General features: G+C 65.0%; 25 protein-coding genes. 7 read left to right on the top strand and 18 right to left on the bottom strand.

Annotated elements, in window-relative coordinates; all coding sequences use genetic code 11:
- Window positions 1–2 precede the first annotated feature (2 nt).
- Both mutS and C2847_RS02535 read left to right on the top strand, forming a co-directional pair.
- On the top strand, window positions 3–2,429 hold the full coding sequence (gene mutS / locus C2847_RS02540) for a DNA mismatch repair protein MutS (protein WP_105316924.1): 2,427 nt from the start codon (window positions 3–5) through the stop codon (window positions 2,427–2,429).
- Complete coding sequence (locus C2847_RS02535; RefSeq protein WP_105316923.1) at window positions 2,426–4,048, top strand: ATP-binding protein; 1,623 nt, start codon at window positions 2,426–2,428, stop codon at window positions 4,046–4,048. Before mutS ends, C2847_RS02535 begins: the two co-directional genes overlap by 4 nt.
- On the opposite strand, the gene rraA is transcribed toward C2847_RS02535, so the two are convergent.
- The gene (rraA, locus tag C2847_RS02530; protein WP_105316922.1) at window positions 3,942–4,436 is read right to left on the bottom strand and encodes a ribonuclease E activity regulator RraA; all 495 of its coding nucleotides are present in this window, start codon (window positions 4,434–4,436) and stop codon (window positions 3,942–3,944) included. The two genes, C2847_RS02535 and rraA, sit on opposite strands and share 107 nt — an antisense overlap.
- An 18-nt stretch (window positions 4,437–4,454) precedes the next feature.
- Here rraA and purU point away from each other — a divergent pair, with 18 nt between their 5' ends.
- Together purU and C2847_RS02520 are read left to right on the top strand one after the other, a co-directional pair.
- Window positions 4,455–5,312 carry a formyltetrahydrofolate deformylase gene (gene purU / locus C2847_RS02525; protein ID WP_105316921.1) on the top strand — a complete coding sequence of 286 codons (858 nt, stop codon included), beginning with the start codon at window positions 4,455–4,457 and terminating at the stop codon, window positions 5,310–5,312.
- A gap of 46 nt (window positions 5,313–5,358) precedes the next feature.
- Window positions 5,359–6,576 (top strand): S1C family serine protease, encoded by a 1,218-nt coding sequence (locus tag C2847_RS02520; protein ID WP_105316920.1) that lies wholly within the window; start codon window positions 5,359–5,361, stop codon window positions 6,574–6,576.
- Here C2847_RS02520 and C2847_RS02515 read toward each other — a convergent pair.
- From C2847_RS02515 to C2847_RS02495, 5 genes are all read right to left on the bottom strand, one after another.
- Complete coding sequence (locus C2847_RS02515; RefSeq protein ID WP_105316919.1) at window positions 6,573–6,995, bottom strand: hypothetical protein; 423 nt, start codon at window positions 6,993–6,995, stop codon at window positions 6,573–6,575. The two genes, C2847_RS02520 and C2847_RS02515, sit on opposite strands and share 4 nt — an antisense overlap.
- A 4-nt stretch (window positions 6,996–6,999) precedes the next feature.
- Entirely contained in the window at window positions 7,000–7,977 is a 978-nt protein-coding gene (locus tag C2847_RS02510; protein ID WP_105316918.1) for a TAXI family TRAP transporter solute-binding subunit, read from the bottom strand.
- A gap of 29 nt (window positions 7,978–8,006) precedes the next feature.
- Window positions 8,007–10,121 (bottom strand): TRAP transporter permease, encoded by a 2,115-nt coding sequence (locus C2847_RS02505; RefSeq protein WP_105316917.1) that lies wholly within the window; start codon window positions 10,119–10,121, stop codon window positions 8,007–8,009.
- Between the two features lie 61 nt (window positions 10,122–10,182).
- Window positions 10,183–11,166, bottom strand: a complete 984-nt coding sequence (locus tag C2847_RS02500; protein WP_105316916.1) for a TAXI family TRAP transporter solute-binding subunit — start codon at window positions 11,164–11,166, stop codon at window positions 10,183–10,185.
- A gap of 54 nt (window positions 11,167–11,220) precedes the next feature.
- On the bottom strand, window positions 11,221–12,312 hold the full coding sequence (locus tag C2847_RS02495; RefSeq protein WP_105316915.1) for a site-2 protease family protein: 1,092 nt from the start codon (window positions 12,310–12,312) through the stop codon (window positions 11,221–11,223).
- Window positions 12,313–12,380: 68 nt separating this feature from the next.
- Between C2847_RS02495 and C2847_RS02490 the strand changes: the two genes are divergently transcribed.
- Window positions 12,381–13,577 carry an MFS transporter gene (locus tag C2847_RS02490; RefSeq protein ID WP_105316914.1) on the top strand — a complete coding sequence of 399 codons (1,197 nt, stop codon included), beginning with the start codon at window positions 12,381–12,383 and terminating at the stop codon, window positions 13,575–13,577.
- Here the strand turns inward: C2847_RS02490 and wecB are convergent.
- Genes wecB through C2847_RS02470 form a run of 4 tightly spaced genes read right to left on the bottom strand, consistent with a single transcriptional unit; the run spans window position 13,552 to window position 17,245 of the window.
- Window positions 13,552–14,670, bottom strand: a complete 1,119-nt coding sequence (gene wecB, locus C2847_RS02485) for a non-hydrolyzing UDP-N-acetylglucosamine 2-epimerase (RefSeq protein ID WP_105316913.1) — start codon at window positions 14,668–14,670, stop codon at window positions 13,552–13,554. The genes C2847_RS02490 and wecB overlap by 26 nt on opposite strands.
- A 1-nt stretch (window position 14,671) precedes the next feature.
- A complete protein-coding gene (locus C2847_RS02480) occupies window positions 14,672–15,760 on the bottom strand; it encodes an MraY family glycosyltransferase (protein WP_105316912.1) in 1,089 nt (362 codons plus the stop codon).
- Window positions 15,757–16,383 carry a uracil phosphoribosyltransferase gene (gene upp / locus C2847_RS02475; protein ID WP_105316911.1) on the bottom strand — a complete coding sequence of 209 codons (627 nt, stop codon included), beginning with the start codon at window positions 16,381–16,383 and terminating at the stop codon, window positions 15,757–15,759. Before upp ends, C2847_RS02480 begins: the two co-directional genes overlap by 4 nt.
- A 10-nt stretch (window positions 16,384–16,393) precedes the next feature.
- The gene (locus tag C2847_RS02470; RefSeq protein ID WP_105316910.1) at window positions 16,394–17,245 is read right to left on the bottom strand and encodes a phosphotransferase family protein; all 852 of its coding nucleotides are present in this window, start codon (window positions 17,243–17,245) and stop codon (window positions 16,394–16,396) included.
- A 103-nt stretch (window positions 17,246–17,348) separates the two neighbouring features.
- Here C2847_RS02470 and C2847_RS02465 point away from each other — a divergent pair, with 103 nt between their 5' ends.
- Entirely contained in the window at window positions 17,349–18,422 is a 1,074-nt protein-coding gene (locus C2847_RS02465) for a radical SAM protein (protein WP_105316909.1), read from the top strand.
- Between the two features lie 124 nt (window positions 18,423–18,546).
- Entirely contained in the window at window positions 18,547–18,936 is a 390-nt protein-coding gene (locus tag C2847_RS02460) for an NADH-quinone oxidoreductase subunit 15 (RefSeq protein WP_105316908.1), read from the top strand.
- Here C2847_RS02460 and C2847_RS02455 read toward each other — a convergent pair.
- The 8 genes from C2847_RS02455 to C2847_RS02425 are packed head-to-tail and all read right to left on the bottom strand — an operon-like array spanning window position 18,933 to window position 23,997.
- Complete coding sequence (locus tag C2847_RS02455) at window positions 18,933–19,331, bottom strand: PaaI family thioesterase (protein ID WP_105316907.1); 399 nt, start codon at window positions 19,329–19,331, stop codon at window positions 18,933–18,935. The genes C2847_RS02460 and C2847_RS02455 overlap by 4 nt on opposite strands.
- 30 nt (window positions 19,332–19,361) lie before the next feature.
- The gene (gene hemW / locus C2847_RS02450; protein ID WP_105316906.1) at window positions 19,362–20,483 is read right to left on the bottom strand and encodes a radical SAM family heme chaperone HemW; all 1,122 of its coding nucleotides are present in this window, start codon (window positions 20,481–20,483) and stop codon (window positions 19,362–19,364) included.
- Window positions 20,476–20,784: a HEPN domain-containing protein gene (locus C2847_RS02445; protein ID WP_105316905.1), complete on the bottom strand. Its 309-nt coding sequence runs from the start codon at window positions 20,782–20,784 to the stop codon at window positions 20,476–20,478. The genes hemW and C2847_RS02445 overlap by 8 nt, the downstream gene beginning before the upstream one ends.
- Window positions 20,774–21,091, bottom strand: coding sequence for a nucleotidyltransferase domain-containing protein (locus tag C2847_RS02440; RefSeq protein WP_105316904.1), 318 nt, complete (start codon window positions 21,089–21,091; stop codon window positions 20,774–20,776). The genes C2847_RS02445 and C2847_RS02440 overlap by 11 nt, the downstream gene beginning before the upstream one ends.
- A gap of 4 nt (window positions 21,092–21,095) precedes the next feature.
- Complete coding sequence (locus tag C2847_RS02435) at window positions 21,096–22,316, bottom strand: glycerate kinase type-2 family protein (protein ID WP_105316903.1); 1,221 nt, start codon at window positions 22,314–22,316, stop codon at window positions 21,096–21,098.
- Window positions 22,313–22,531, bottom strand: coding sequence for a type II toxin-antitoxin system VapC family toxin (locus C2847_RS12240; RefSeq protein ID WP_164835612.1), 219 nt, complete (start codon window positions 22,529–22,531; stop codon window positions 22,313–22,315). Before C2847_RS12240 ends, C2847_RS02435 begins: the two co-directional genes overlap by 4 nt.
- On the bottom strand, window positions 22,507–22,713 hold the full coding sequence (locus tag C2847_RS12235; RefSeq protein WP_244187334.1) for a type II toxin-antitoxin system VapB family antitoxin: 207 nt from the start codon (window positions 22,711–22,713) through the stop codon (window positions 22,507–22,509). Before C2847_RS12235 ends, C2847_RS12240 begins: the two co-directional genes overlap by 25 nt.
- A gap of 21 nt (window positions 22,714–22,734) precedes the next feature.
- The gene (locus tag C2847_RS02425; protein ID WP_105316902.1) at window positions 22,735–23,997 is read right to left on the bottom strand and encodes a (Fe-S)-binding protein; all 1,263 of its coding nucleotides are present in this window, start codon (window positions 23,995–23,997) and stop codon (window positions 22,735–22,737) included.
- Window positions 23,998–23,999 lie beyond the last annotated feature (2 nt).

The following is a 23,999-nucleotide window of genomic DNA, read 5'->3' as shown; positions in this document are numbered from 1 at the left end:
CTATGCTCAAGGGCGAAGGTCCAGGTCCCCTCCCCCCTCTCCTGCAGCAGTACGTGGAGCTTAGGGACCGCTACCCGGACTACCTCCTCCTCTTCCAGGTGGGGGACTTTTACGAGTGCTTCGGCGAGGACGCGGAAAAGCTGGCCCGCGCCCTGGGCCTGGCCCTCACCCATAAGTCCAGCAAGGACTTCACCACCCCCATGGCGGGGATCCCCATCCGGGCGTTTGACGCCTACGCGGAAAGGCTTCTCAAGATGGGCTTCCGCCTGGCGGTGGCCGACCAGGTGGAACCGGCGGAGGAAGCCGAGGGCCTGGTGCGACGGGAGGTGACCCAGCTCCTTACCCCCGGCACCCTGGTGCAGGAAACCCTCCTTTCCAAGGAGGCTAACTACCTGGCGGCCATCGCCACAGGGGATGGGTTCGGGGTGGCCTTTCTGGACGTTTCCACAGGGGAGTTCAAGGGGACGCTTTTGAAGAGCAAGAGCGCCCTCTACGACGAGCTGTTCCGTCACCGTCCCGCCGAGGTGCTCCTGGCCCCGGAGCTCAGGGAAAACCAAGAATTTGTGGAAGAATTCCAGAAGCGATTCCCCGTTATGCTTTCGGAGGCTCCCTTTGAACCGGTAGGGGAGGGGCCCCTGGCCCTGCGCCGGGCCCAGGGAGCGCTTCTTTGGTACGCCCGCTGGACCCAAGGGGAGGGGTTCACCCCCAGGCCCTTCCGCCCCTATGACCCGGGGGCCTTCATGCACCTGCCCGAGGCCACCTTGAGGGCCCTCGAGGTCTTCGAGCCCATCCGGGGCCAGGACACCCTCTTCGGGGTTCTGGACGAAACCCGTACGGCTTTTGGCCGCAGGTTGTTGCAAAGCTGGCTGCGCCATCCCTTGCTGGAGGCGGGTCCCCTGGAAGCCAGGCTGGACCGGGTGGAGCGCTTTGTGCGGGAAGGGGCCCTAAGGGAGGGGGTGAGGCGGCTTCTTTTCCGCCTGGCGGACCTGGAAAGGCTGGCCACCCGGCTGGAGATGGGGCGGGCATCCCCGCGGGACCTGGGCTCCTTGCGCCGTAGCCTGGAGATCCTGCCCGAGCTCCGGGCCCTTTTGGGGGAGGAGGTGGCCCTGCCCGACCTGGGTTCCCTTCTGGAGGAGCTGAGGGCGGCCTTGGTGGAGGATCCCTCCCTAAAGCTTTCCGAAGGGGGGCTCATCCGTGAGGGGTACGATCCCCATCTGGATGCCCTGCGCCAGGCCCACCGGGAGGGGGTGGCCTACTTCCTGGAGCTGGAGGAGCGGGAGAAGGCCAGAACCGGCATCCCCACCCTGAAGGTGGGCTATAACGCCGTCTTCGGCTACTACCTGGAGGTTACCCGACCCTACTACGAGAGGGTGCCCTCGGAGTACAAGGCCATCCAGACCCTGAAGGACCGGCAACGCTACACCCTGCCGGAGATCAAGGAGAGGGAAAGGGAGCTCTACCGCCTCGAGGCCCAGATCCGCCGCCGGGAGGAGGAGGTCTTTCTGGAACTTAGGGAGAAGGCCAAAGGGGAGGCGGAGGCCCTCAGGGAGGCGGCCAGGGTCCTGGCGGAGCTGGACGTCTATGCCGCCTTGGCGGAGGTGGCGGTGCGCTACGGCTACGTGAGGCCCCGTTTTGGCGATCGGCTTCAGATCCGCGGGGGGCGCCACCCGGTGGTGGAGCGGCGCACCAGCTTTGTCCCCAACGACCTGGAGGCAGCCCACCACCTGGTGTTGGTCACCGGGCCCAACATGGCGGGGAAGAGCACCTACCTTCGCCAGACGGCCCTTATCGCCCTCCTGGCCCAGATCGGAAGCTTTGTGCCCGCGGAGGAGGCCATCCTTCCCCTCTTTGACCGCATCCTCACCCGCATCGGGGCCTCCGACGACCTGGCGGGGGGCAGGAGCACCTTCATGGTGGAGATGGAGGAGGTGGCCCTGATCCTCAAGGAGGCCACGGAGAGAAGTCTGGTCCTTCTGGACGAGGTGGGCCGCGGGACGAGTTCCTTGGACGGGGTGGCCATCGCCACCGCCGTGGCCGAAGCCCTTCACGAGAGGTGGTGCTACACCCTCTTCGCTACCCACTACTTCGAGCTCACCGCCCTGCCTCTTCCCCGGCTTAAAAACCTCCACGTGGCCGCCAAGGAGGAGGAAGGGGGTTTGGTGTTCTACCACCAGGTCCTGCCCGGTCCCGCCTCCAAGAGCTACGGGGTGGAGGTGGCCAGGATGGCGGGGCTTCCCAAGGAGGTGGTGGAACGGGCCAAGTCCCTCCTCCAGGTCCTCACCGCCCGCAGGGAGGGAGCGGCAGAGGCGGTTTTGGAGAAGCTCATCTCCCTGGATCCCAACACCCTGACCCCCCTCGAGGCCCTCCACCTCCTGCATGAGCTCAAGGCCTTGGCCCTGGGGGCTCCCCTGGATACCATAAAGGGGTGATCCGCGCCCTTCCTGAGGAGCTCCGGGGGCTTTTGGCCCGGGGGGAGGTGGTCTTTTCCCTCAGAGACGCGGTGCGGGAGCTTTTGGAAAACGCCTTGGACGCGGGGGCCAAAAGGGTGCGGGTGGAACTTTTCGGCGGGGGGCGGGAGAGGATCGTGGTGGAGGACGATGGCGAGGGAATCCCCTTTGCGGAGCTTCCCTTGGCGGTGGAACCCTTCGCCACCAGCAAGCTTCTGGACCCCAAGAGGATCACCACCCTGGGCTTCCGCGGCCAGGCCCTTTATGCGTTAAGGCAAGCCGCCCTCCTCAGGATCCGTTCCCGGCCCCGCAGGCAGGTGGGGGGAGGGCTCCTGGTGGCCAGGAAGGAAGGGGTGGAGCTCAAAGAGGTGCCCGCCCCCCCGGGGACCCGGGTGGAGGTGGTGGGGTGGGAAGGGGAAGGCTCGGAGCGGGAGGTGGCGGAGCTTTTAAGGCGCTACCTCCTCCACTACCCCTGGCTTTCCCTGGCCTTTTTCGCAGAGGGGGAGGCCCGGCTCCTCTTCCCGGGTGCGGGGCTTAAGGAAGCAGCCCGGCTGGCCTTTGGCCGGGTTTTGGCGGAAAGGCTTTTGCCCGTGGAGCGGGAGGCCAAGGGCATGCGGCTTCAGGGCTTGCTTTCCGGACCCCAGGCCTCCCGTACCCGGCCTGACCTCCTCTTCCTGGCCATCAACGGCCGTCCCGTGGCCTGGCCGGAGGGTTTGCTGAAAACCGTGCGCCGGGCCTACCGGGAGCTTCTTCCCGAGGGGCATTTTCCCGTGGGTGTCCTGAACCTTACCCTGCCCCTCGAGGCCTTCCGCCTCCGGCTGGATGCCCGGAAGGAGGAGGTGGCGGTCTTGGAGGAGGTGGAGGCCTTTGTGGAGGAAGGTCTGAGGGAGGCCTTCCAAAGGCATAACCTGGCCCGTAGCCTCCCTGAACCCAGGCCCCTCATGCCCTTAAGCCCGCCTAGCCCATCGGGGCTTCCCCCTTTGCGGTACCTGGGGCAGTTCCGGGGTAGCTATCTTCTGGCGGAGGCGGGGGATACCCTCTACCTGGTGGACCAGCATGCCGCCCACGAGCGGGTCCTCTACGAGGAGTTTCAAAGGCGCCTTAAGGAGGAGGGGTTAAGGAAGCTTCCCTATCCGGTTCTGGTGGAGCTTTCCCCTGCGGAGGAGGTCCTTTTGCCGGAAAGGCAGGAGGCCTTGGCCTCCCTCTTTGCCCTCGAGGCCTTTGGCCCAGGCAGGGTCAGGCTCCTGAAGGCTCCCCCCTTCCTCCATCCCTATCCCCTCCTCCTTCCGGAGATCTTCCGCGAGGCCCTTAGGGGAGAGGGGAAAAGCCTCACGGAGCTTCTGGCCCGCCTGGCCTGCCTGCCGGCGGTGAAGGCAGGGCACCCCCTGTCCTGGGCCGAGGGCCAGGCCCTCCTGGATGCCCTCCTCCAGTGCCAAACCCCCTGGGTCTGCCCTCACGGGCGGCCCACCCTGCTGGCCCTTAAGGAGGAGGACCTCATCCGGCGCTTTGGCCGCCGCTCTGGGGCGAGGGCAGGAGAAGAACCCCGTCCTCGTCGGCCAGAAGAAGGTCTCCCGGAAGAACTCTGGCCCAGGGGAGGTTAAGGGGTACGTCCACCTCTCCCGGGCCCTCCTTGGCGCTTTTCCTGGGAGTGGCCGCCAGGGCCAGGATGCCGATGGGCACTTCCCTGAGCTCCTCGGTATCCCGCACGGCCCCGTGGATCACCACCCCAGCCCAGCCCCGCTCCCAGGCCAGTCGGGCCAGGTTGCCCCCCAAAAGGGCGGTCTTCAGGGAGCCTCCCCCGTCCACCACCAGCACCTGGCCTCGGCCTTCCTCCTCCAGCACCCTTCGCACCAGGGCGTTATCCTGGAAGACCTTCAGGGTGCGCACCCACCCTTGGAAGCGGGTCTTGCCCCCGAAGCTCCTAAAGACCATGGGCAGGGTTTCCGCCTCGGGATGGGCGTCCGATAGGTCGGTGGTCCGCCAGTCCATGGGGATATAGTAGCGCCTATGGAAGAGGCGCGGCTCCTCATCACCTGCCCGGACCGGCCCGGGATCGTGGCTGCGGTTTCCGGGTTCCTGTACGCCCATGGGGCCAACATCACCGATCTGCAGCAGTATTCCACCGATCCCGAAGGGGGAACCTTTTTCATGCGCCTGGCCTTCACCACCCCCCACCTGGACCTTTCCCGCCCTGCCTTGGAAAGAGCCTTCCAGGACGTGGTGGCCAGCCGCTTCCAGATGGAGTGGCGCCTGGCCTATGCCTCGGAAAAGAAGCGGGTGGCCATTTTAGTCTCCAAGCCAGCCCATGCCCTTTTGGAACTCCTCTGGCGCTACCGGGTGGGGGAGCTTTCCATGGACCTCCGGATGGTGATCTCCAACCACCCCCACCACCAGGAGGAGGTGGAGCGCTTCGGTATCCCCTACCACCACGTGCCGGTGGAGAAGGGAAGGAAAGAGGAGGCGGAGGAAAGGATCCTGGCCCTTCTGGAGGAGGAAAGGGTGGAGCTGGTGGTTCTGGCCCGTTACATGCAGATCCTATCCCCTGGTTTCGTGGCCCGCTACCCCATGCGCATCATCAACATCCACCATTCCTTCCTGCCGGCCTTTGCCGGGGCCGACCCCTACCGCCAGGCTCACGAGCGGGGGGTAAAGCTGATCGGGGCCACCGCCCACTACGTCACCGAGGAGCTGGACCAGGGGCCCATCATCGAGCAGGATGTGGTGCGGGTATCCCACCGCCACACGGTGGCGGAGATGCGCAGGCTGGGGCAGGAGCTGGAGCGCACCGTTTTGGCCCGGGCGGTGCGCTGGCACCTCGAGGACCGCATCCTCGTCCACGGCAACAAGACCGTGGTCTTCGTCTAATCGGTGCCTAACCGGGAAAGCGTAAGGTGAGTTCGGGAGGTGGCGCATGAACCTGGGCCGTTCCTTCTTAGGTTTTCTGGTGCTTTCCCTGATGGCGGGGGCCGTGCTTTGGTGGGGTTTGAGCAACGGCCAGACCCAGCGTTCCCAACCCGCTCCTGCTCCTGCCGAGGCAGGGCTTTTGGAGTACGAGCGCAACACGGTGGAGATCGTGGAAAAGTACGGGGACGGGGTGGTCTACGTGGGGGTGGTGACCCGTCCCCAAAGTGTCCAGCTTCCCCCCGGATTTGAGTTCTTTGCTCCATTTTTGCAGATGCCCCCGCAAGAGGGCACGGGCTCGGGCTTCGTCATCGATAGGGAGGGGTACATCCTCACCAACTACCACGTGGTAGAGGGGGCGAGCCAGATCACCGTGAAGTTCCACAACGACCCCAAGGAGTATCGGGCCAAGCTGGTGGGGGCGGCCCCGCCTCTGGACCTGGCCCTCCTCAAGGTGGAGGCTCCCAAGGAGAAGCTGGTACCCTTGGTTCTGGGGGACTCGGACCGCATCCGCGTGGGCCAGAAGGCCATCGCCATGGGGAACCCCTTCGGCCTGGAGTTCACCGTGACCCAGGGGATCGTCTCCGCCATCCGGGAAAACCCCGGGGCCATCGGGGACGAGTCGGGTCTGGTGCCCCAGGTGATCCAGACGGATGCCGCCATCAACCCTGGAAACTCCGGCGGTCCTCTTCTCAACTCCCGCGGGGAGGTGATCGGCATCAACACCGCCATCTTCACCCCCACGGGCCAGTTCGGGGCCGCCCAGTTCGCCGGGGTGGGGTTTGCCCTGCCCATCAACCTGGTGAAGCAGTACTTGCCCGAGCTGAAGGCGGGAAAAACCCTGACCACGGAGGAGATCATAAGGAACCGCCCTCGTCTTGGCGTGTCCCTCATCCCTCTCTCCGTCTACCCGGACAGGCTCCGGCAGCAGTACAACCTACCCAGCACTGGCCTCATGGTGCAGGAGGTGGAGCGGAATAGCCCCGCCCAGCGGGCAGGTCTTCGCCCCCCAAGCCGCTTTGCCTACATCCAGCTTCCCACGGGGGAGGCCCTCCAGGTGGGGGTAGACGGGGATGTCCTCCTGAAGGCGGATGGGGTGCCCCTTGGCTCCATCGCCCAGCTCCGCCAGGTGCTCTACGGCAAGAAGCCGGGGGAGGCGGTGAGCCTCGAGGTCTGGCGCCAGGGCCGCACCCTCACCCTGAAGGTAGTCCCCCAGATCCTCCGTTAAGGGGGCCAGAGGAGGCGGAGGCGAAGGCATCCCTTTTCCACGCGGAACCAGGTGCTACCCAGCCTTAAGGCCAGTCCCACCTCGGAGCAGTAGGCCAGGGTTTTCCGCCTCTCCCTGGCCAGCGCCTGGTTCCACGGGTATTCACCTGCGGTGTAATAGGCTTCCGTTTCCGGGTCGGTGAAGGCCCGAAAGCCCTGGAAGGCCCAGGGCAGGTGGAACTCCAAGAGGACGGGCTTCCCCGTCACCGAGTTGACGAACTCCACCCGTCCTTGCTCCCAGGCGCTCAGGAAGAGATACCGCTTTTGCTGTCCGTCCTCCACCACCACCACCCGGACCAGGCCGAGAAGGGCCAGGGTCAGCCAAAAGGCCCAGCTCCTAGGGAGCTGGGCCAGCTTGTTGCGGAAAATGGTGGGCTTCACCGGCCTACTTCAGGGCCCCGGCTTCCCGGAAGTAGCGCAAGGCCCCCTCGTGGTAGGGGATGGTGCCCCCCACGAAGCGAACCGCGTTTTCCAGGGTGGTATCCCGGGCAGCGGCCACCGCCTGGCGCAGGGTGGCCAGGTTCTCAAAGGTGGCCTTGGTGAGGGCGTAGGCGGCCTCCTCCGGCAGGCTTTGCGGACAGACGAAGAGGTTCCAGAAGGTGAGGGTGGGGGTGTCGCTCCGGGCCCCGTAGACCGCCTTGGGGATCACCCCAGGGCCGGCGAGGCCGGGAAAGCGCTTCTGGAAGGTCTGCACCACGGTGCTCTTGGGATCCAGGGGCACCAGGTGGATCCTCTGCCCTTTCCGGGCCAGGGCGGCGGAAAGCTCGGTGATGGCCCCGGTGGGGAGGCCTCCCGACCAGAAGAAGGCATCGATGTTGCCCTCGGCCAGGGCGTTGGCGCTTTCCTGGGCCCCCAGGCGCTCCTGCTTGGCGAAGTCCTTGGGGGAAAGCCCTGCCGCCTGGAGCACCAAGAGCGCTTCCACCTCGGTACCCGAGCCCGGGGCTCCGGTGGACACCCGCTTCCCCTTCAGATCCTGCACCACCCGGATGCCCGTTCCCTCCCGGGTGACGATGTGCAGGAAGTTGGGGTACATGGCGAAGAGGATGCGGGTGTTCTTGGCGGGTTTGTCCTTAAAGCGATCGTGCTGACCGGTGTAGGCCAAATAGGCGGAATCGGGCAACACGGTGCCGCAGTAGTAGGTGCCCCCGCCTGTGCGGTTTTCCAGAAGGAGCAGGTTGTCAATGGAAGCCGCGGTCTGGATGGCCTGGGCCTCGGCTACCCCGGCTTTGCTCCAAATCTCCGCCAGGGTGGTGCCGTAGTAGAAGTAAACCCCCCCCACACCCCCGGTGGCGATCACCACCCTGGGCTTCTGGGCAAGACCCAAACCCGCCAAGGCCAAGAGGATCAACAGGGCTCTCTTCATAGCCTTACCCCCTTTCCTTCGGCCTTACCCTAAGGCTTCCCGCGTGCTCCCGTCAACCCTTTGCGGAAGAAGGGAAGCCCGAGCAGGAAAGCTGCCAGGTTCAGGGGTCCGTAGGGCGCGAAGAGGAAGACCGCCAGGATGCCCAAAGCCCAGGCCTCCCAACGGGCAAGGGGTCTTCGGGTGTAGCCCGCTGCGGAGGCCGAGAGGTAGACGATGCCAATGGCTACGGACAGGAAGCGTTCCAAGATCATGGGCCAAGCCTCAGCGGCGGGGGAGTTTTCCAGAACGGGGACGATGAGGAGAGCGGTGCCCGAATAGGAGAGGAGGAAGAAGAAGCCCACCAGGTACTTGGAAAGGGCCACCCGCGCCGCATAAACCCCGGTAACCAGGGGGTTGGTGCCAAAGACGCTGCTGGCGGCGTAAGCGGAGAGGGCTACGGGGGGCGTCACATCCGCCAGCACCGCGTAGTAGAAGAGGAACATGTGGGTGGCAAGGACGGCGGCGGAGTCGGGAATGCCGTTTTGCTTGGCTAGGGCGATGATGGCTGGGGCGGTGAGGGCCGAGGTGAGCACGTAGGTGGCCGTGGGGGGTACCCCCATGCCCAGGACCAGGCTGAAGAGGGCGGTGATGAGGGTGGCGAGGAGGAGGCTTTCCCCGGAGACCTGCTGGAGAAGCTGGCTGAACTTGGAGGGAAGCCCGCTGATGACCATCATGGCGAAGATGAGGTTGGCGGCGGTCACCGCGGTGCCGATGGGCAAGAGGGTGCGGAAGCCGTCCGCTAGCCCTTGGAAGATGGGGGCGATGCCCTTGGGCCTTAGGGTGGGGTCCAGGTAGGCGATGAGGATGAAGAAGAGGAGAGCCAGGCTGGCCGCGGTGCGCACCTCGTAGCCCAAGTAGAGCATCGCCACGATGAGGAGGATGGGAAGGAAGAGGATGGAGTAGCGGAGGGCGTAGCGCCTTCGGCTCATCCCGAGCTCTGCCCCAACTGGGGGCAGGCCCGCCTTGCGGGAGTAGAACTCGTTGAAGGCCAGCACCGTGGTTAGGTAAAGAAGGGCCGGCCCCAAGGCCATGACGATCACCTTCAGGTAGGGGATCTGCAGGATCTCCACCATGATGAAGGCGATGGAGCCCATGACCGGGGGGGTGATGAGGGCGATGGTACCCGCGGTGGCCACCAGGCCCGCGGCCACCAGACGGTCGTAGTTGGCCCTTTCAAAAAGCGGCTTGGTGAGGGCGGCCACGAACTGGGTGTCCGCGGCCCCGGAGCCGGAGAACATCCCCATGAAGACGCTGGCCAGGCCCGTGACCCGCCCGGGGGTGGCGGGGTGCTTGCCCACCAGGGCCAGGGCCAGGTTGGCCACCACCCGCCCTAAGCCCAGGGCCCCGATCATGCCGGAGAGCAGGGTGAAGTAAACCAGGTACTTGGCGGATACGCCGGTGATGAGGCCGTAGATTCCGGCCTCGGTTTCGTTGAAGGTTTTGCCCAGGAGGAGATCAATCCCCTGGCGGCTTCCCTTGAAGGCCCCGGGGAAGAGGTCGGCGTAGAGGTTGTAGCTGAAGAAGAAGAGGACCAGGACCGGCATCACCGGTCCCAGGAGGCGGTAGACCAAGCCCAGGACCAGCATGATGAGCCCAAAGGACATGGCCATGTCCCAGGGCTGGGGAAGCACCGCCCGGTAGACCAGTTCCTCAAAGTAGCGGAGCTGGTAAAGGGTGGGAAAGAGGGCGAGGAGGATGGCGAGAAGGTCGGCTGGGCGCTTCAGCCCTGGAAGGACCGCGGGTAAAACCGCCACCGCCCAGTAGAGGAGGCCCACCCCTTTGACCTCCCAGGACAGGTTCACCCCGGGGACGCTGGGGAAGAGGAAGTTGTAAAGGGGGATAAGGGTGAAGAAAAAGTAAATCCAGGCTCCGAGGGTGCGCTTCCGGGGGAGGTAGAAGGAAACCAGATAGCCTCCCAGGAGGAGGAAGAGGACGTGGGTGCTTCGCTGGAGCTGGACGATGTCCAGGATGGGGATCTCGGCCTTGGCCAAGGGGGTGAAGGGATGAAGGACCAGATACAGACTGTAAAGAGCTCCCAGGATCAAGATCCAGTCGGTCAGCCGGGCCAGAGGGGTGGATGGAGTCTTGGGATGTTCTAGCTCCATGGCTTCCTCCAAAAAAGCCCGGGGCCTGGAGGGTTCCAGGACACCCGGGCTAAGGCATGGCTTACTTGATGAGGCCCTTCTCCTTCAGGTACCGCTCGGCTCCCGGGTGGAAGGGGATGGGAAGTCTTCCATGCAGCCTGGCGGTAGCCTCGAGGCTGGTGTCCTTGGCGGCGGCCACGGCGGTGCGGAGGGTGTCCAGGTTCTCGAAGACGGCCTTCACGATGGCATAGCCGGCCTCCGCGGGCAGGGTGTCCGGGCAGACTACGATGTTGCCGGTGGCGAGCCCCGGCACATCGGTGCGGGTGTTGTAGATGTTCTTGGGCACCTTGTAGGGATCCACCAGGCCCGGGAACTTTTTCATGACCACCTGGGCGGTGGTGCTCTTGGGGTCGATGGGCACCAGGTAGATGCGGTCCCCCTTGCGGGCCAGGGTCTGGGAAAGCTCCACGATGGAGCTGGTGGGCACGCCTCCCACCCAGAAGAAGGCGTCCAGGGTGCCCTCGGCCAGGGCCTTGGCTCCTTCCGCCACCGGCAGGCGCTCCCGTTTGGCGAAGCTCTCGGGCTTCACACCTGCTCCCTGGAGCACCAGGAGGGCCAGGTTTTCCGTGCTGGAGCCGGGCTGGCCCGTGGAGACCCGCTTGCCCTTAAGGTCCTGCACCACCTTGATGCCGGTCTTTTCCGTGGTCACCAGGTGGATGAAGGAGGGGTACATGTAGAAGAGGACCCGCTGGTTCTTGGCGGGCTTTTCCTTGAAGCGGGGCTCCTCCCCGGTGTAGGCCACGTAGGCGGAGTCGGTGGTGGTGAGGGCGCAGTAGTAGGTGCCTCCCCCGGTGCGGTCCCGCAGGAGCTGGAGGTTGTCGTAGGAGCCGCCGGTCTGGACCGGCTGGGCTTCCACCGCCCCGGCCTTGTTGAGGATGTCGGCCATGGCGGTACCGTAATAGAAGAAGACCCCTCCGGTGCTTCCCGTGCCGATCACCACCTTGGGTTTCTGGGCTAGGGCCAGTCCTAGGGCTACCAAGCCGATAAGGATAAGGGTTCTCTTCATGGTCACCTCCCGTATACTTTTGCGCTCCTAACCTACCCTACCCTTGGGTACCTGTCAAGGTGAGGGTTGTCCCAGCATCCGCACCTGGAAGGCCCTTAGGAGATCGGTCTTGCTGAGGATGCCGAGAAGCTGCTCCCCTTCCATGACCAAGGCCCGGACATACCCCCGCTCGGCCATCCGCTCCAGGGCGGTGAGGGCGTCCTCCTCGGGGGAGAGGATCAGGGGTTCTTTTAGGTAGTGAACCACGGGGGCCAGGGGGTTGGCGCCCTCCAGCCCCTCGAGGCCCACTACCCCTACGACCCGCCCCTCCTCCACCACGGGAAAGCCGGAAACCTTGTGGGCCAGGGCCAGGCCCAAGACTTCCTGGACCGTAAGCTCTGGGGGGATGACCAGGGGGTTTGGGGTCATGAGGTCCTTGACCTTGAGCCCGCTTAGCGCCTGGGCCAGGAGGGTTGCCTCCACCTCGGCCCTCGAGGCCATGTACACGAAAAAGGCGATGAGGACCAAGAGGGGATTGAAGATCACAAGGCCGAATAGCCCCAAGGCCCAGGCCACCGCCTGGCTCAAGGCCAAGGCCTGCCGGGTGGCTTGGGGGTAGGGCTTGCGCATGGCCAAAAGGGCCCGGTAGACCCGGCCTCCATCCAAGGGCAGGGCGGGAAGGAGATTGAATAGCCCCAGCATCAGGTTGACCAGGGCCAAATAGTGGGTGAGAAACCCCAAGGCCCCGGATTCCGCCTGCACCAAACGGAAGAAGAGGGCCAGGGCAAAGCTCACCGCTGGGCCCGCCAAAGCAACCCAGAGTTCCTTTTTGGGTTCCCTGGGGATCCTTTCCATCTGGGCTACCCCGCCCAGGAGCCACAGGGTGATGCGTTTGGTTTCTATACCGAAGCGCCGGGCTACCAGGGCGTGCCCGAGCTCGTGCAAAAGCACGGAAGCGAAAAGGCCAAGGGCCGCGGAAAGTCCCAGGAGGAAGGGCAGGGTGCCCTGGAGCAGGGAGGGGTCCTGGGGAAGGTGAAATAGATCCAGATAAATGGGCAGGTTGCTGCCGATAAGGAAGGCCAGGAGGGGCAGCATCAGGAGAAAGGAGAAATCCAAGTAAAGGGGGATCCCCAAAACGCGGAACAGGGGAAAGCCGCGCTGGAGCATGCCTCAGTATACGCACAGGCTGGCGGTGGGGTTGGTAATGACCGGTCAGTCAGTCGTAGGATAAGGGGGTGCTGGCCTTGGCCCTCCTGAAAGACCCTCTTTATCGTTCTTACTGGCTCGCCCTTTTCACCTCTCAGATGGGTACTTGGATGCAGTCGGCGGCCCAGGGCTGGTTGGTCCTCCTCCTTACGGGTAGTGCGGAGAGGCTTGGGCTGGTGGTGGCCTTGCAGTTCCTGCCTTCCTTGCTCCTCTCCCTCCCCGCCGGGGTGTTGGCGGACCGTTACCCCAAGCGGAACCTTCTTATTTTTACCCAGGGGGGCATGATGGTTCTGGCCCTCTTCATGGCCTTTTTCATCCTTACCGGGCAGGTGCGCTACGGCCACGTGCTCCTCTTCGCCTTCCTCTATGGGGCCCTCAACGCCATGGACCTCCCGGTGCGCCAGAGCTTCACCGTGGAACTGGCGGGCAGGGACCGGTATCCGGGGGCCATCGCCCTTAACTCCTTTGGCTTCAACACCAGCAGGTTGTTGGGGCCGGCCCTAGCCGGGGTGTTGATCGCCCTTTTGGGCGTGGGAGTGGCCTATCTGGCCAATGCCCTCTCCTTTTTGCCCCTTCTCTTCGTCCTGCGCCGGGTACCTTTGGGGCCTAGGGGGGAGGAAGGGGATGGCCGCTGGTGGCGGGAGGCCCAGGAGGGGGTGCGGTTTGTCCTCGAGCATCCGGTGGTGCGCCGGGTGGTGGGGCTGGTGCTCTTCGCAAGCCTCTTGGGCATGAACTTCCAGACCCTGGTGCCCGCCTATTCCCGGCTGGTGCTGGGCCTTTCCGCCGCTGGCTATGGTGGCCTCCTTTCCAGCGTGGGGTTTGGGGCCCTGGGGGCCGCCTTGGTCATGGCCTTCACGGGCAGACCCAAGCCGGGCAGGCTTCTTCTTGGGGTCTTTTCCCTTTCCCTGGCCCACCTGGGCCTTTTCCTGCCCTACGCCTTCCTGGCCCCCTTCTTTTTGGCCCTGGGAGGATTCGGGATGATCTCCGTGCTCATCAACGCCAATACCTTGGTGCAACTTTCCGTGCCCGACCGGATCCGGGGCCGGGTGATGGCGGTGTACAGCCTGGTGATGATGGGAACCGGGCCTTTGGGGGCTTACCTCACCGGGCTCTTGTTTGAGCTTTTGGGTGGCCGCTTCGCGGCCTTGGCCCTAGGGAGTGCGGTGTTGCTCGTGGGCTTTTACCAGCTTCGCCCCTGGCCTAAGGGCGCCAGTCCTCGGGCCTAGGACCTAGGCCCAACCGCCAGGCCACGCCCCTCGCCACCCGCTCTCCCGCACGGCCATCCCCGTAGGGGTTCTTGGCCTGGCGCATGCGGGCCAGTTCCTCCGGGTTTCCCAAAAGCCCCGCCACCACCCGGTATACCCTTTCGGGGTCGGTGCCCGCCAGCTTGAGGATGCCCGCCTCGAGGCCTTCCGGCCTTTCCGTTACGTTCCTGAGCACCACCACGGGAACCCCCAGGGCCGCTCCTTCCTCCTGGAGCCCCCCGGAATCGGTAACGAGGAGGAGGCTTTCCCGCATCAAGGCGGCCATGGGCCCGTAGTCCAAGGGGTCCAGGAGGAGAAAGTTCTTCACCCCTTTGAGCACGGGGAAGACCGCCTCCCGCACCACGGGGTTCAGGTGCACGGGGTAGACGAAGGTGAGGTGGGGGAAGGCCTCGGCCACCCGCTTGAGGGCCCGGGCCAGCTCCCCCAGGATGGGCCAATTTTCCCGCCGGTGCATGGTAACGGTCACGTAAGGGCCAGGGGGAAGTCCCTCAGGGAGCCGGCCCAGCCGGGCGGCCAGGAGCACGGCATCCACCCCCGTCTGGCCGGTGACCAGGATGGTTTCCTCCTTCTTGCCCTCTCTTAGCAGGTTCTCCTTGGCCAGGGGGGTGGGGGCGAAGTCCAGGTCGGTGAGCGCATCGGTGAGGCGGCGGTTGGCCTCCTCGGGGAAGGGTTCTTTGAGGTTACCGCTTCTTAGGCCTGCCTCCACGTGCCCCACGGGAAGCCCCACCAGAAAGGCGGCCCAGGCCACGGCGAAGGTGGTGAGGGTGTCCCCGTGGACCAGCACGTAGTCCGCCCGCATCTCCTCGAGGGCCCTGGCCGCCTGGGGCAGGATGCGGGCCGCCAGGTCCGGCAGGGCCTGGCGCTCTTGCATCACGTCCAGGTTGCGGTCCTCTTGGATGCCAAAAAGCCCTAAGGCCTGCCTGAGTTGCTCCCGGTGCTGGCCGGTGAGGAGGACCAGGGGTTTGATATGGGGGTGCTCCTTCAGGGCCAGGTAGACCGGGGCCATCTTGGTGGCCTCGGGCCGGGTGCCGAAGGCTAGGACCACCCGCTTCATGCTATTCTGCCTCCCTCCAAAGGGCCCTGAGGCGGCGGTAGGTCACCCACCCCAGGCCGGAAACCGTGGCGAAAAGGCCTGCCAGGATGGCCTCCTTGGGCATGCCCAGGTAGGCCATGGCCAGAAGGTTGAAGAGGAGGGCGAGCCCCCACAGGAGGAAGGCCACCCGCCTTTGGGAAAGTCCCCGGGCGAGGAGGCGGTGGTGGATGTGGTCCTTGCCGGGGGTGGAAAGGGGGTTTTGCCCCCGCAATAGCCTACGCACCACCACCTGGGTGGTGTCCAGGATGGGAAGGAGGAGAAAGAGGGCCGGGGGCAGGAGGCCCAAAAAGGTGGTGAGCTTTAGGTTGCCAAGAAGGGAGGTGGCCGCCAGGGTGAAGCCCAGGAAGTAAGCCCCCGCATCCCCCAGGATGATGCGGCTTGGGTGGAGGTTGTGCCGCAGGAAGCCCAGGGCTGCCCCGGCCAGGGCCGCCAGGACCAGGGTGCCTGCCGCCCAGTAGGGAAACTGGGCGCTCACGAAGAGGAGGCTCATGGCGCTGATGTACGCCACCCCGCCCGCCAGCCCATCCAGGCCGTCCATGAGGTTCAGGGCGTTGGTGATTCCCACCACCCAGAGCCAGGTGAGGAAAAACCCTAAGACGGGATCCAGGGGGGTGCCGAAGGCGGCCTCGAACCGCACCCCCACCGCCATGAGGAGGAGGGCGGCCAGGGTTTGCACGAAGAGGCGGAAGAGGGGTGGGAGGCCGAACTGGTCGTCGATGAAGCCCACCAGCACCAGCCAAGCTCCTCCCAAGAGGATGGCGAGGATTTGGATAAGCACCTGTTCCACCAGGATGGGCCTTAGGAAGGCGGCCACCACCAGGGCCAGCACCACCCCGGCGTACACCGCCAAGCCTCCGGCGTTGGGCAGGGGTTCCCGGTTGAGGCGCCTTTCGTTGGGCATGTCCGCCCAGCCCACCTTGAGGGCGAAGCGGCGCACATGGGGCAGGAAGCGCCAGGTGAAGAAAAGGGCCACCAGGAAGGCGAAGACCACGGTGAGCCAGCCTGTGCCCGTGGGCTCGGCGATGCCTATCTTCTTCAGAAGCTCGGTCATTTGGTCCCGTAGATCCGGTCCCCGGCGTCCCCCAGGCCGGGAACGATGTAACCGTGGTCGTTCAGGCGCTCGTCGATGGCCGCCACCACCACCTCGGTGTCAGGGTGGTCTTGGGCGATGCGCTCCAGGCCCTCGGGGGCGGCGATGAGGCACATGAGCTTGATTCCCGTGGCCCCTTTCTCCTTGAGGAGGGTGAGGGCGCGGCTGGCGCTACCCCCTGTGGCCAGCATGGGGTCCAGGAGGAAGACCCGGCGCTCGTGGATATCTGGGGGTAGCTTGGCGTAGTACTGAACGGGCTTTAAGGACTCGGGGTCCCGGTAGAGGCCGATGTGCCCCACGCGGGCATGGGGCACCAGCTTGAGGATGCCCTCCACCATGACCAATCCAGCCCGCAAGATCGCCACCAGGGCCAACTTCTTGCCGGAAAGCACCTTGACCCGGGCGGGGGCCACGGGGGTTTCCACGGTGGTTTCCGTAAGCTCCAGGTCCCTCATGGCCTCGTAGGCCATGAGGAGGGATACCTCCTCCGCTAGCTCGCGAAAGTCCTTGGCACCCGTGCGCTTATCCCGGAGGTGAGCCAGCTTGTGCTGGACTAAGGGATGGTCCACCAGGGTGATCCTCATCCCCCAAAGCCTAACACGCCGGGTTTCTTAGGGGAAAGCAGTCTTGAAAGAAGCTCAGGGCCCGGGGGAGCTTGTCCGCCAAGGCCTCGAGGAATCCCTCGGGCTTTTTCGTGCGGAACCAGTGGAGGTCGTGGAGGTAGGTGAGGGGCACGTAAAAGGCCAGGCGCTCCCGCACCTCTTCGGGGTAGAACCGCACCAGGCGGAAAAGGGCCTCCCGGGCCCTTTCTTCCCCCAGAAGGTCCAGGCTTCCCGTCTTGAGGAGGGCCAGGTCCCGGGCGGGATCGTCGCCTCCGGAGCGGACCCAGTCCACCAGGATCACCTCGGGGTCGTCGTGGGAGGGGTTTTCCTGGGTCTTAAGCAGGAGGTTCCCCGCCCAGGCGTCCCGATGGCAGAAGCGCTTCTCCACCCCCGCCACCCAGGTGACCTCCCGCATAAGGGCCTTGATGAGGCTTAAGGCCTCGGGCACGGAGCCCAGGCTTTCAGCGAAGCGCTCTAGCCTCCCCAAAAGCTCTTCCTCCCCCACATACCCCGGCTCGGGGAGGCGGTGGAGGGAGAGGAAGAGGTGGGAGAGGGCGGCGAGGGCCTTGGGGGTGAAGGCTTCGGGGCTGAAGGGTTTTCCGGGAAAACGGCGGATGACCAGGACCCCTTGTCCCTCCACCTGGGCCACCCCCAGGACGAAGCTTCCCAAGCCGGCGCGGGCCATCCTCTCGGCCTCGAGGCCCGCCAGGTGGGCCTCGCCAGGCCGGTATACCTTGTAGACCCTTTCCCCATCCGTGTACACCCGGGCTTCGAAGCCGCCCAGGGGGGTAAGGCGAGAGAGGGTATCGGGGGAGAGGAGGCCCTTCAGGGCCGAGAGCACCACGGGGCTTATTCTAAGGGCCTCGAGGGGGGATGAAATGCCCCGTGAGGATGGCTCTGAACAGGCCTTCCTCAACCCCATCCCCGGCAGCGCGTAACCTAAGGGCGTGGAGCTTTTGCGCCCGGAGGCCACGGTCCTCTCCCTGGGGGACAGGGTCCTCTCCTTTGACCGGGAGGGCCGGCCTTACCACTACTTCCGCCAGGGGCTCACCTACAAGCGGGCCCTGGACGGAAGCCTGCACCTGCGCTACCGGGAGGGGGAGAGGAGGAGGCGACGCCTGGAGGAGGCAGAGGCCCTGGAGGTCTACCGCGAGATCCTGGGTATAGCGGAGGCCCATCTCAGGGATCCTGGACGCCGGGAAGAGGTGCTTCGCTGGACCCCGGAGGCCCTTTCCGACCCCACCCCTTATCGCTGGGCCTACGCCTGGCCCGTGAGCATTCTCCCTCCGGATGCCTACCTTTCCGTGGTCCTCCAGGCCACCACGGGCTGCACCTGGAACCGGTGCGCCTTCTGCTCCTTCTACCAGGACCGCCCCTTTCAGAAGCGCAGTCCCGACGCCTTCTGGGAGCATGTGGGACGGGTTTTGGAGCTTTTGGGAAGGGGAAGGCTCTTAAGGAAGGGGGTTTTCCTGGGAGATGGCAATGCCTTGGCCCTGGGCGAGCCCCTTCTTCCCCTTCTGGAGGAGGTCCGGCGGGCCTTTCCCGGGGAGCCCATCCTGGGCTTTTTGGACCTCTTTACCGGGTTGAAGAAGGAGGCTGCTTGGTGGGAAAGGCTTAGGGCCTTGGGGCTTAGACGGGTTTACATTGGCCTCGAGACCGGGCATGCTCCGTTGCTTGCCCTCCTTAACAAGCCCGGGCATCCCCGGGAGGCCTTACCCCTGGTGAAGGCTTTGAAGGGAGCGGGGCTTTCCTTGGGGGTAATCCTCATGGTGGGGGCTGGGGGCCTAGCCTACGCTGAGGCCCACCGCCGGGAGAGCCTGGCCCTTTTGGCCGAGCTCCCCTTGGGGAAAGAGGATGTGGTTTACCTATCCCCTTTCCAGGAGGAGCTGGGTACCCCCTACGCTCTCCTGGGCCTAAAGCCTCTTCCCGATTTGGAGGCGGAGCTTGCCGCTTGGGCCAGGGAGCTCCGCCGCTTGGGCCTGCGGGTAGCCCGGTACGACATCCGGGAATTCCTCTATTAGGGCCAGCGCGCCCTAAGTGCTCACGCAGGAAGGTTGCTTCATCGGCAAGGGTGGATACAGCGTGCCCATGGCCTNCGTGGCGCAAGCCACGAGGGGGTACTTAGCCTCTTGGTATACTCGGGCCATGAGCGCCTCGCACGAACGGGAACTCTATGAGGCCTGGGTGGAGCTCCTTTCCTGGATGCGGGAATACGCTGGAGATAAGGGGGTCCGGTTCGAGAAGGAGGCGGACTTCCCCGATTTCATCTACCGCATGGAGCGCCCCTACGACTTTCCCACCACCATCATGACCGCTTCCCTTTCCGATGCCTTGGGGGAACCTTTTCTCTTGGCAGATGTCTCTCCCCGGCACGCCAAGTTGAAGCGCATCGGCATCCGCCTTCCCCGGGCCCACATCCACCTGCACGCCCACTTCGAGCCAGGGAAAGGCTTGGTGACGGGAAAAATCCCCCTTACCAAGGAGCGCTTCTTCGCCCTGGCCGACCGGGCGCGGGCGGCCTTGGCCTTCGCCTAAACCTTGGCGATGGTTCCCTGGCCCAGGGCCACCAGCCTGGGCTCGGGTTCCTCGCTGTAGATCTCGCCCTGGACCACCGCCAGGCGTTTACCCGCCTGCACCACCTTACCGCGGGCCAAAAGCCTTTCCCCCTTGGCGGGGCGGAGAAAGTTCAGCTTGAACTCCACGGTGAGCACCTCGGGTCCTAAGACCAGGCCTCCGGCGAAGGTGAGGGTGTTGTCCATCAGCGCGGCGATGACCCCTCCGTGGACCACCCCCAGGTGCTGGTAGAACTCCGGACGGACTTTTAGGGCCAGTTCCACTCCCTCCTCCCCTGCGGAAAGGAGCTCCATCCCCAGGTCCTGGCTGAAGGGCTGGGCCTTCAGCACCTCTTTGCCCAGCTGGTTCGGGTCCACGATCCCCTCCTTTGACTGGGTCAAATTTTATCACATCCGGCGGCTGGAGGAGGCCTCGAGGGCCTCCCATAACTTCAGGACCACCGGATGGAGGAGGGGGAAAGCCCGGCGGGTGGGCTTGAGGCGGAGGCCTTCCACTTCCAAAAAGCCTGCTTCCGCCAGGGATATAGCAGCAGGCTCTAGCCTAAGCCAAAGGCTTAAGCCCGTTCTCCTCTCCACGGCCTCCACATCCACGCCCTCCTTCAGGCGCAGGCCCAGCATCAGGCTTTCCTTGGCGTGTTCTAGGGGGGAGATGGCTTCCTCCTGGGGGGGTTCCCCCAGGAGCCAGCGGGGAAGGGGAGGGTTGGTGCGGCGGAAGGCGTAAACCGGCCCCGTGCCCGGGTACTGGCCTGCGGCGCTGGGACCCAGGGCCAGCCAAAAGCCATTCCGCCAGTAGGCCAGGTTGTGGCGGGCCTCCTCGCCGGGCCTTGCGAAGTTGGATATCTCGTAGCGCACAAAGCCGGCACCCTCCAGGATCTCCTCCGCCTTCCCCATGGCCCAGGCTTCCCCTTCCGGATCTTCCTTCAGGCCCGAGAGGGTGAAGGGGGTACCCTTTTCCACCTGCAGGGTGTAGGCGGATACGTGCCCCACCCCTAGGGAGGCGGCCTCCTTTAGATCCTTCTCCACCTCCTGCATAGGCAGGCCCAGGATGAGATCCAGGGAAACCCGAAAACCCCCCTCCAAGGCCATCTCCACGGCTTTCAAGGCTCCCTTGCGCCCATGGGCCCGGCCCAGGAACCGCAGCACTGCCTCCTGGAAGCTCTGGACCCCTAAGGAGAGGCGGTTTACCCCGAGGTCCTTGAGAAGGGCCATCCGTTGCCGGTTCAAGGTGCCGGGGTTGGCCTCGAGGGTCACCTCCGCATCCGCTTCCAGCTTCCAGGGAAGGGCCTGGAAGAGGGCGATGAGTTCCCGGTCCCGGAGAAAGCTCGGGGTACCCCCGCCCAGGTAGAGGGTCTTTAGGGGCTCAGGGTGGATCTCGTAAAGCCTTTGGGCTTCCTCCTTAAGGCGTTTCAGGTAGGCTTCCACCCACCCTGGGCCCCGGCGCACCACGTGGAAGTCGCAGTAGGGGCAGAGGGTGGGGCAGAAGGGGACGTGGAGGTAGAGGCTAGCCATGGCCTTCGGACAAGAGGGATTCCACCCAGGCCACCACCCGCCTTGCCAGCTCTAAGGCTTCCTCTCCTTCCTCCTGGGTGAGCTTGGGAAGCCCCGCAGGGTAGCGGCCCCTGAGGGTGTACTCCATGAGGAGGGTGGCCTCTTTGCTTACGAGAAGGGCCTTTATGGCCTTTTCTGCGGCTTGTTCTGCTAAGAAGGCGGAGGGTTCGAAAAGGGCTTCTTGGGGTGTTTGGGCAGCGTAGGCTAGGTCGCTTTTGGTAAGGCGTAACCAGGACCAGGGGTCCGTGGGTTCAAGCGGCATAAAGGGTCTTCCCTTCCCTTAGGGCCTTTGGGTAGATGGTCATCCAGGCGTCCTTGTACTTTTCCAGATCCTCGGGATGGGCTACCACCAGGTCCACGGGGAAACCCTTGCGTACCTTAGCTAAGGAAAGGTAAAGGGACCGCGCCGCTATCCGTTTGTCCACTTCCTTAGGCACCACGATGAGGAGGTCGTAGTCGCTTTCCGGGTGGGCCTCTCCCCGGGCCCGGATGCCGAAGAGGATGATCTTCTGGGCCGGGACGGTTTTGAGGATGACCTCGAGGACCGGGACCAGCTCCGGGTACTCCACCTTTTCAGTCTACAAAGAGGAGGCGGAAGTCGTTGAGGTTGGTGCCGGTAGGCCCGGTTTTTAGGAGGGTTCCCGCCTGTTCAAAGAAGCCGTAGCTGTCGTTGGCTTCCAGGGAGGGCCTTGGATCCAAGCCCAACTCCCAGACCTCTGGGGTGAGCAAAGCCCCCGCTACCCCCGAGGGCCCATCCAGCCCGTCGGAGTCGGCGGCCAGGGCGTAAAGGGGGACTTGGAGGTGGGCGTAGAGGGCGAGGAGGAACTCCAGGTTCCGGCCCCCCCTACCCTTTCCCCTCACCTGTACCTGGGCTTCACCCCCGGAGAGGAGGAAAAGGGGCTTTTTGAAGGGAAAGCCATGGGCGCGGAGGGTTTCCACCAGCTCCGCATGGAAGCGGGCCAGGGCCCGGGCCTCGCCGCCGAAGCGGTCCGAGAGGATCACCGCCCGGTAGCCTTGCCGCCTTAAGAACCCTTGGGCGGCCTTTAGGAGGTCCAGGTTGCGCCCGACGATCCGGTAGGAAAGCCGTTTTAGGGCGGGGTCTTGGGGCTTCAGGGTTTCGGGGATCCGGCCTCTTCGTCCCTCTTCCAACACCTGCCCGGCTTCGGGAAAGGCCAGGCCATACCGGTCCAGGACGGCCAGGGCCTCGAGGTAGGTGCTGGGATCGGGATGGAAGGGTCCCGAGGCGATAACCCCAGGGTCATCCCCCGGCACGTCGGAGAGGAGAAGCACGTGAAGCCGGGCTTGGGTGGCCTTTAGAAGCCTTCCCCCCTTCACCTGGGAAAGATGCTTGCGCACGGCGTTGATTTCCCTAATGCTGGCCCCGCTTTTCAGGAGGGCCTCCGTGAGGGCCCGCTTCGCCTCCAGGGAGATCCCCAGGGGCAGGCACCAAAGGGCGCTTCCCCCGCCCGAAACCAGGGCTAAAACCCGCGCCTTGGGGGAAAGCCCCTTGAGGAGTTCCAGGACCTCCTGGGCCGCCCTTAGGCTTTCCCCATCGGGCAAGGGATGGCCGGCGAAAACCGCTCGTAGTCCCAGGGCATCCTGCCCCTTGGGCAGGGTGAGGTGGTAGGGTACCTCCCCGTAGCGATCCAAGGCCGCCTTTAGCATCCAAGAGGCTCCCTTGCCCACCGCCAGAATCAGGTCCGGCTTCCAGGGGGGAAGGGCCTTTAGCGTGAGGCGGTAGGGGTGAGCAGCCCGCAAGGCCTCGAGGAAGGTGGCTTTCAGAAGCTCCTTCATCCGTTCCCCAGGTCGGTTTTGCGGAAGCCCTCCGCTTTGTAGAGCAGAGGTTCCCCCTCGGCCCGAGCCACGGCGTAACTCAGGCAGTCCCCCAGGTTGAGCCCGGCGGGGTGGCGGCCCTTGCCGTAGCGGGCGTAGGCCCTCACCGCTTCCCGGTAGTGCTCCTTGGTGAAGGGCAGGACCTCGAGGCCTAGCTCCTCCACCAGCCTCTCCACACCTCCTCCTCCAGAAAGCGAAGCACCCGATCAGGGCGCCGCTTACGGGTCAGCTCGGCCAGGCGGAACTCCGAGGCCTTGCGCACCGCCTCGGTCTTGGTTTCGCCCGTCAGGCGGGCCACCTCGCTGGCCAAACGTTCTACTTCCCGGTTGCGGATGGTGAGGGGCATGGTTTCATGCATAGATGCACACTTTTCATTACGTCAATCCACGGAGTCCTTTCCTTCGTAGAGCAACTCCAGGAGCTCCGCGGTGTGCAGCACGGGGATGCCCTGGTCCAAGTAGGCCCGGATCTGGGTAAGGCAGCCGATGTTGCCCGTGACCACCAGGTCCGGCTCGGTGGCCTTCAGGTTCTCCGCTTTTCTCCGGCCCAGGACCTCGGCGATCTCTGGCTGGAAGAGGTTGTAGGTGCCCGCGCTGCCGCAGCAGATCTCCCACTCCCTTGGCTCCAGCACCTCAACCCCGGCCGCCTTGAGGAGGCGCCTGGGGGGCTCGCGCACCCCCTGGGCGTGGGCCAGGTGGCAGGCGTCGTGGTAGGCCACCCGAAGGGGCTTCTTGGGGGGCGGTGGCGGGATGAATCCCAGCTCGTCTAGGATGACGGTGAAGTCCTTGACCTTGGCGGCCAGGGCCTTAGCCTCCTCCTCCTCAGGTTCACCCAGGAAGAGAAGGGGGTATTCCTTCATCCCCGAGCCGCACCCGGCGGCGTTGGTGACCACGAAGTCCACATCCCGGAAGACCAGCATGTTTTGCCGGGCAAGGCGTTTCGCCCCTTTCTTGTCCCCCGCGTGCAGGTTTAAGGCTCCGCAGCAGACCTGTTCCTGGGCTACCCATACCTCCACCCCGTTTTCCCGGAGGACCCGGATGGTGGCCCGGTTGATGGAAGGCCTCAGGACCTGCTGGGCGCATCCTAGGAGGATGCCTACCCGGGCCCGTCTCTCCCCCTTGGCGGGATAGACTTCTTGATGGAACTCCTTTTCGGGCAAGCGGTCGGGGAGAAGGGCCAGGGGAGCCTTCAGGGGTTTGGGCAGGGGCAGGGGTTTCAAGAGGGGCTTGAAGCGCACCCCGAGCTCCAAAAGGGGCCGGAAGCGCTCCGGGTAGGGCAGGGTGCGGAGGAGCCCCAGGCGGTAGGCCCGCTCCAGGGGGTAGCGGTGGCGCTCCTTCTCGGTGTGGAGGCGGAAGGTGGCGATGAGTTCTCCGTAGGGGACGCCGCTAGGGCAGGCGGTGACGCAGGCCTGGCAGGCTAGGCAGCGGTCCAGGTAGGGGAGGGCCTCCTCCAAGTCAAGGTTTCCCTCCAACACCTCCTTCATGAGGAAGATGCGCCCCCGGGGGGAGTCCATCTCCTCCTGCAGGACCAAATAGGTGGGGCAGGTGGGGAGGCAGAAGCCGCAGTGGACGCAAGCCTCTATGGCGTGGGCCATCACCTCCCCTTCCTTGCCCAGGGTTTCCACGGGTATGCGGTGCTGCATGC

It is taken from the genome of Thermus tenuipuniceus (assembly GCF_002964845.1).
Lineage (GTDB): Bacteria > Deinococcota > Deinococci > Deinococcales > Thermaceae > Thermus > Thermus tenuipuniceus.
The sequence above is the reverse complement of the archived record's forward strand: the minus strand, read 5'-3'. Positions and strand labels throughout refer to the sequence as shown.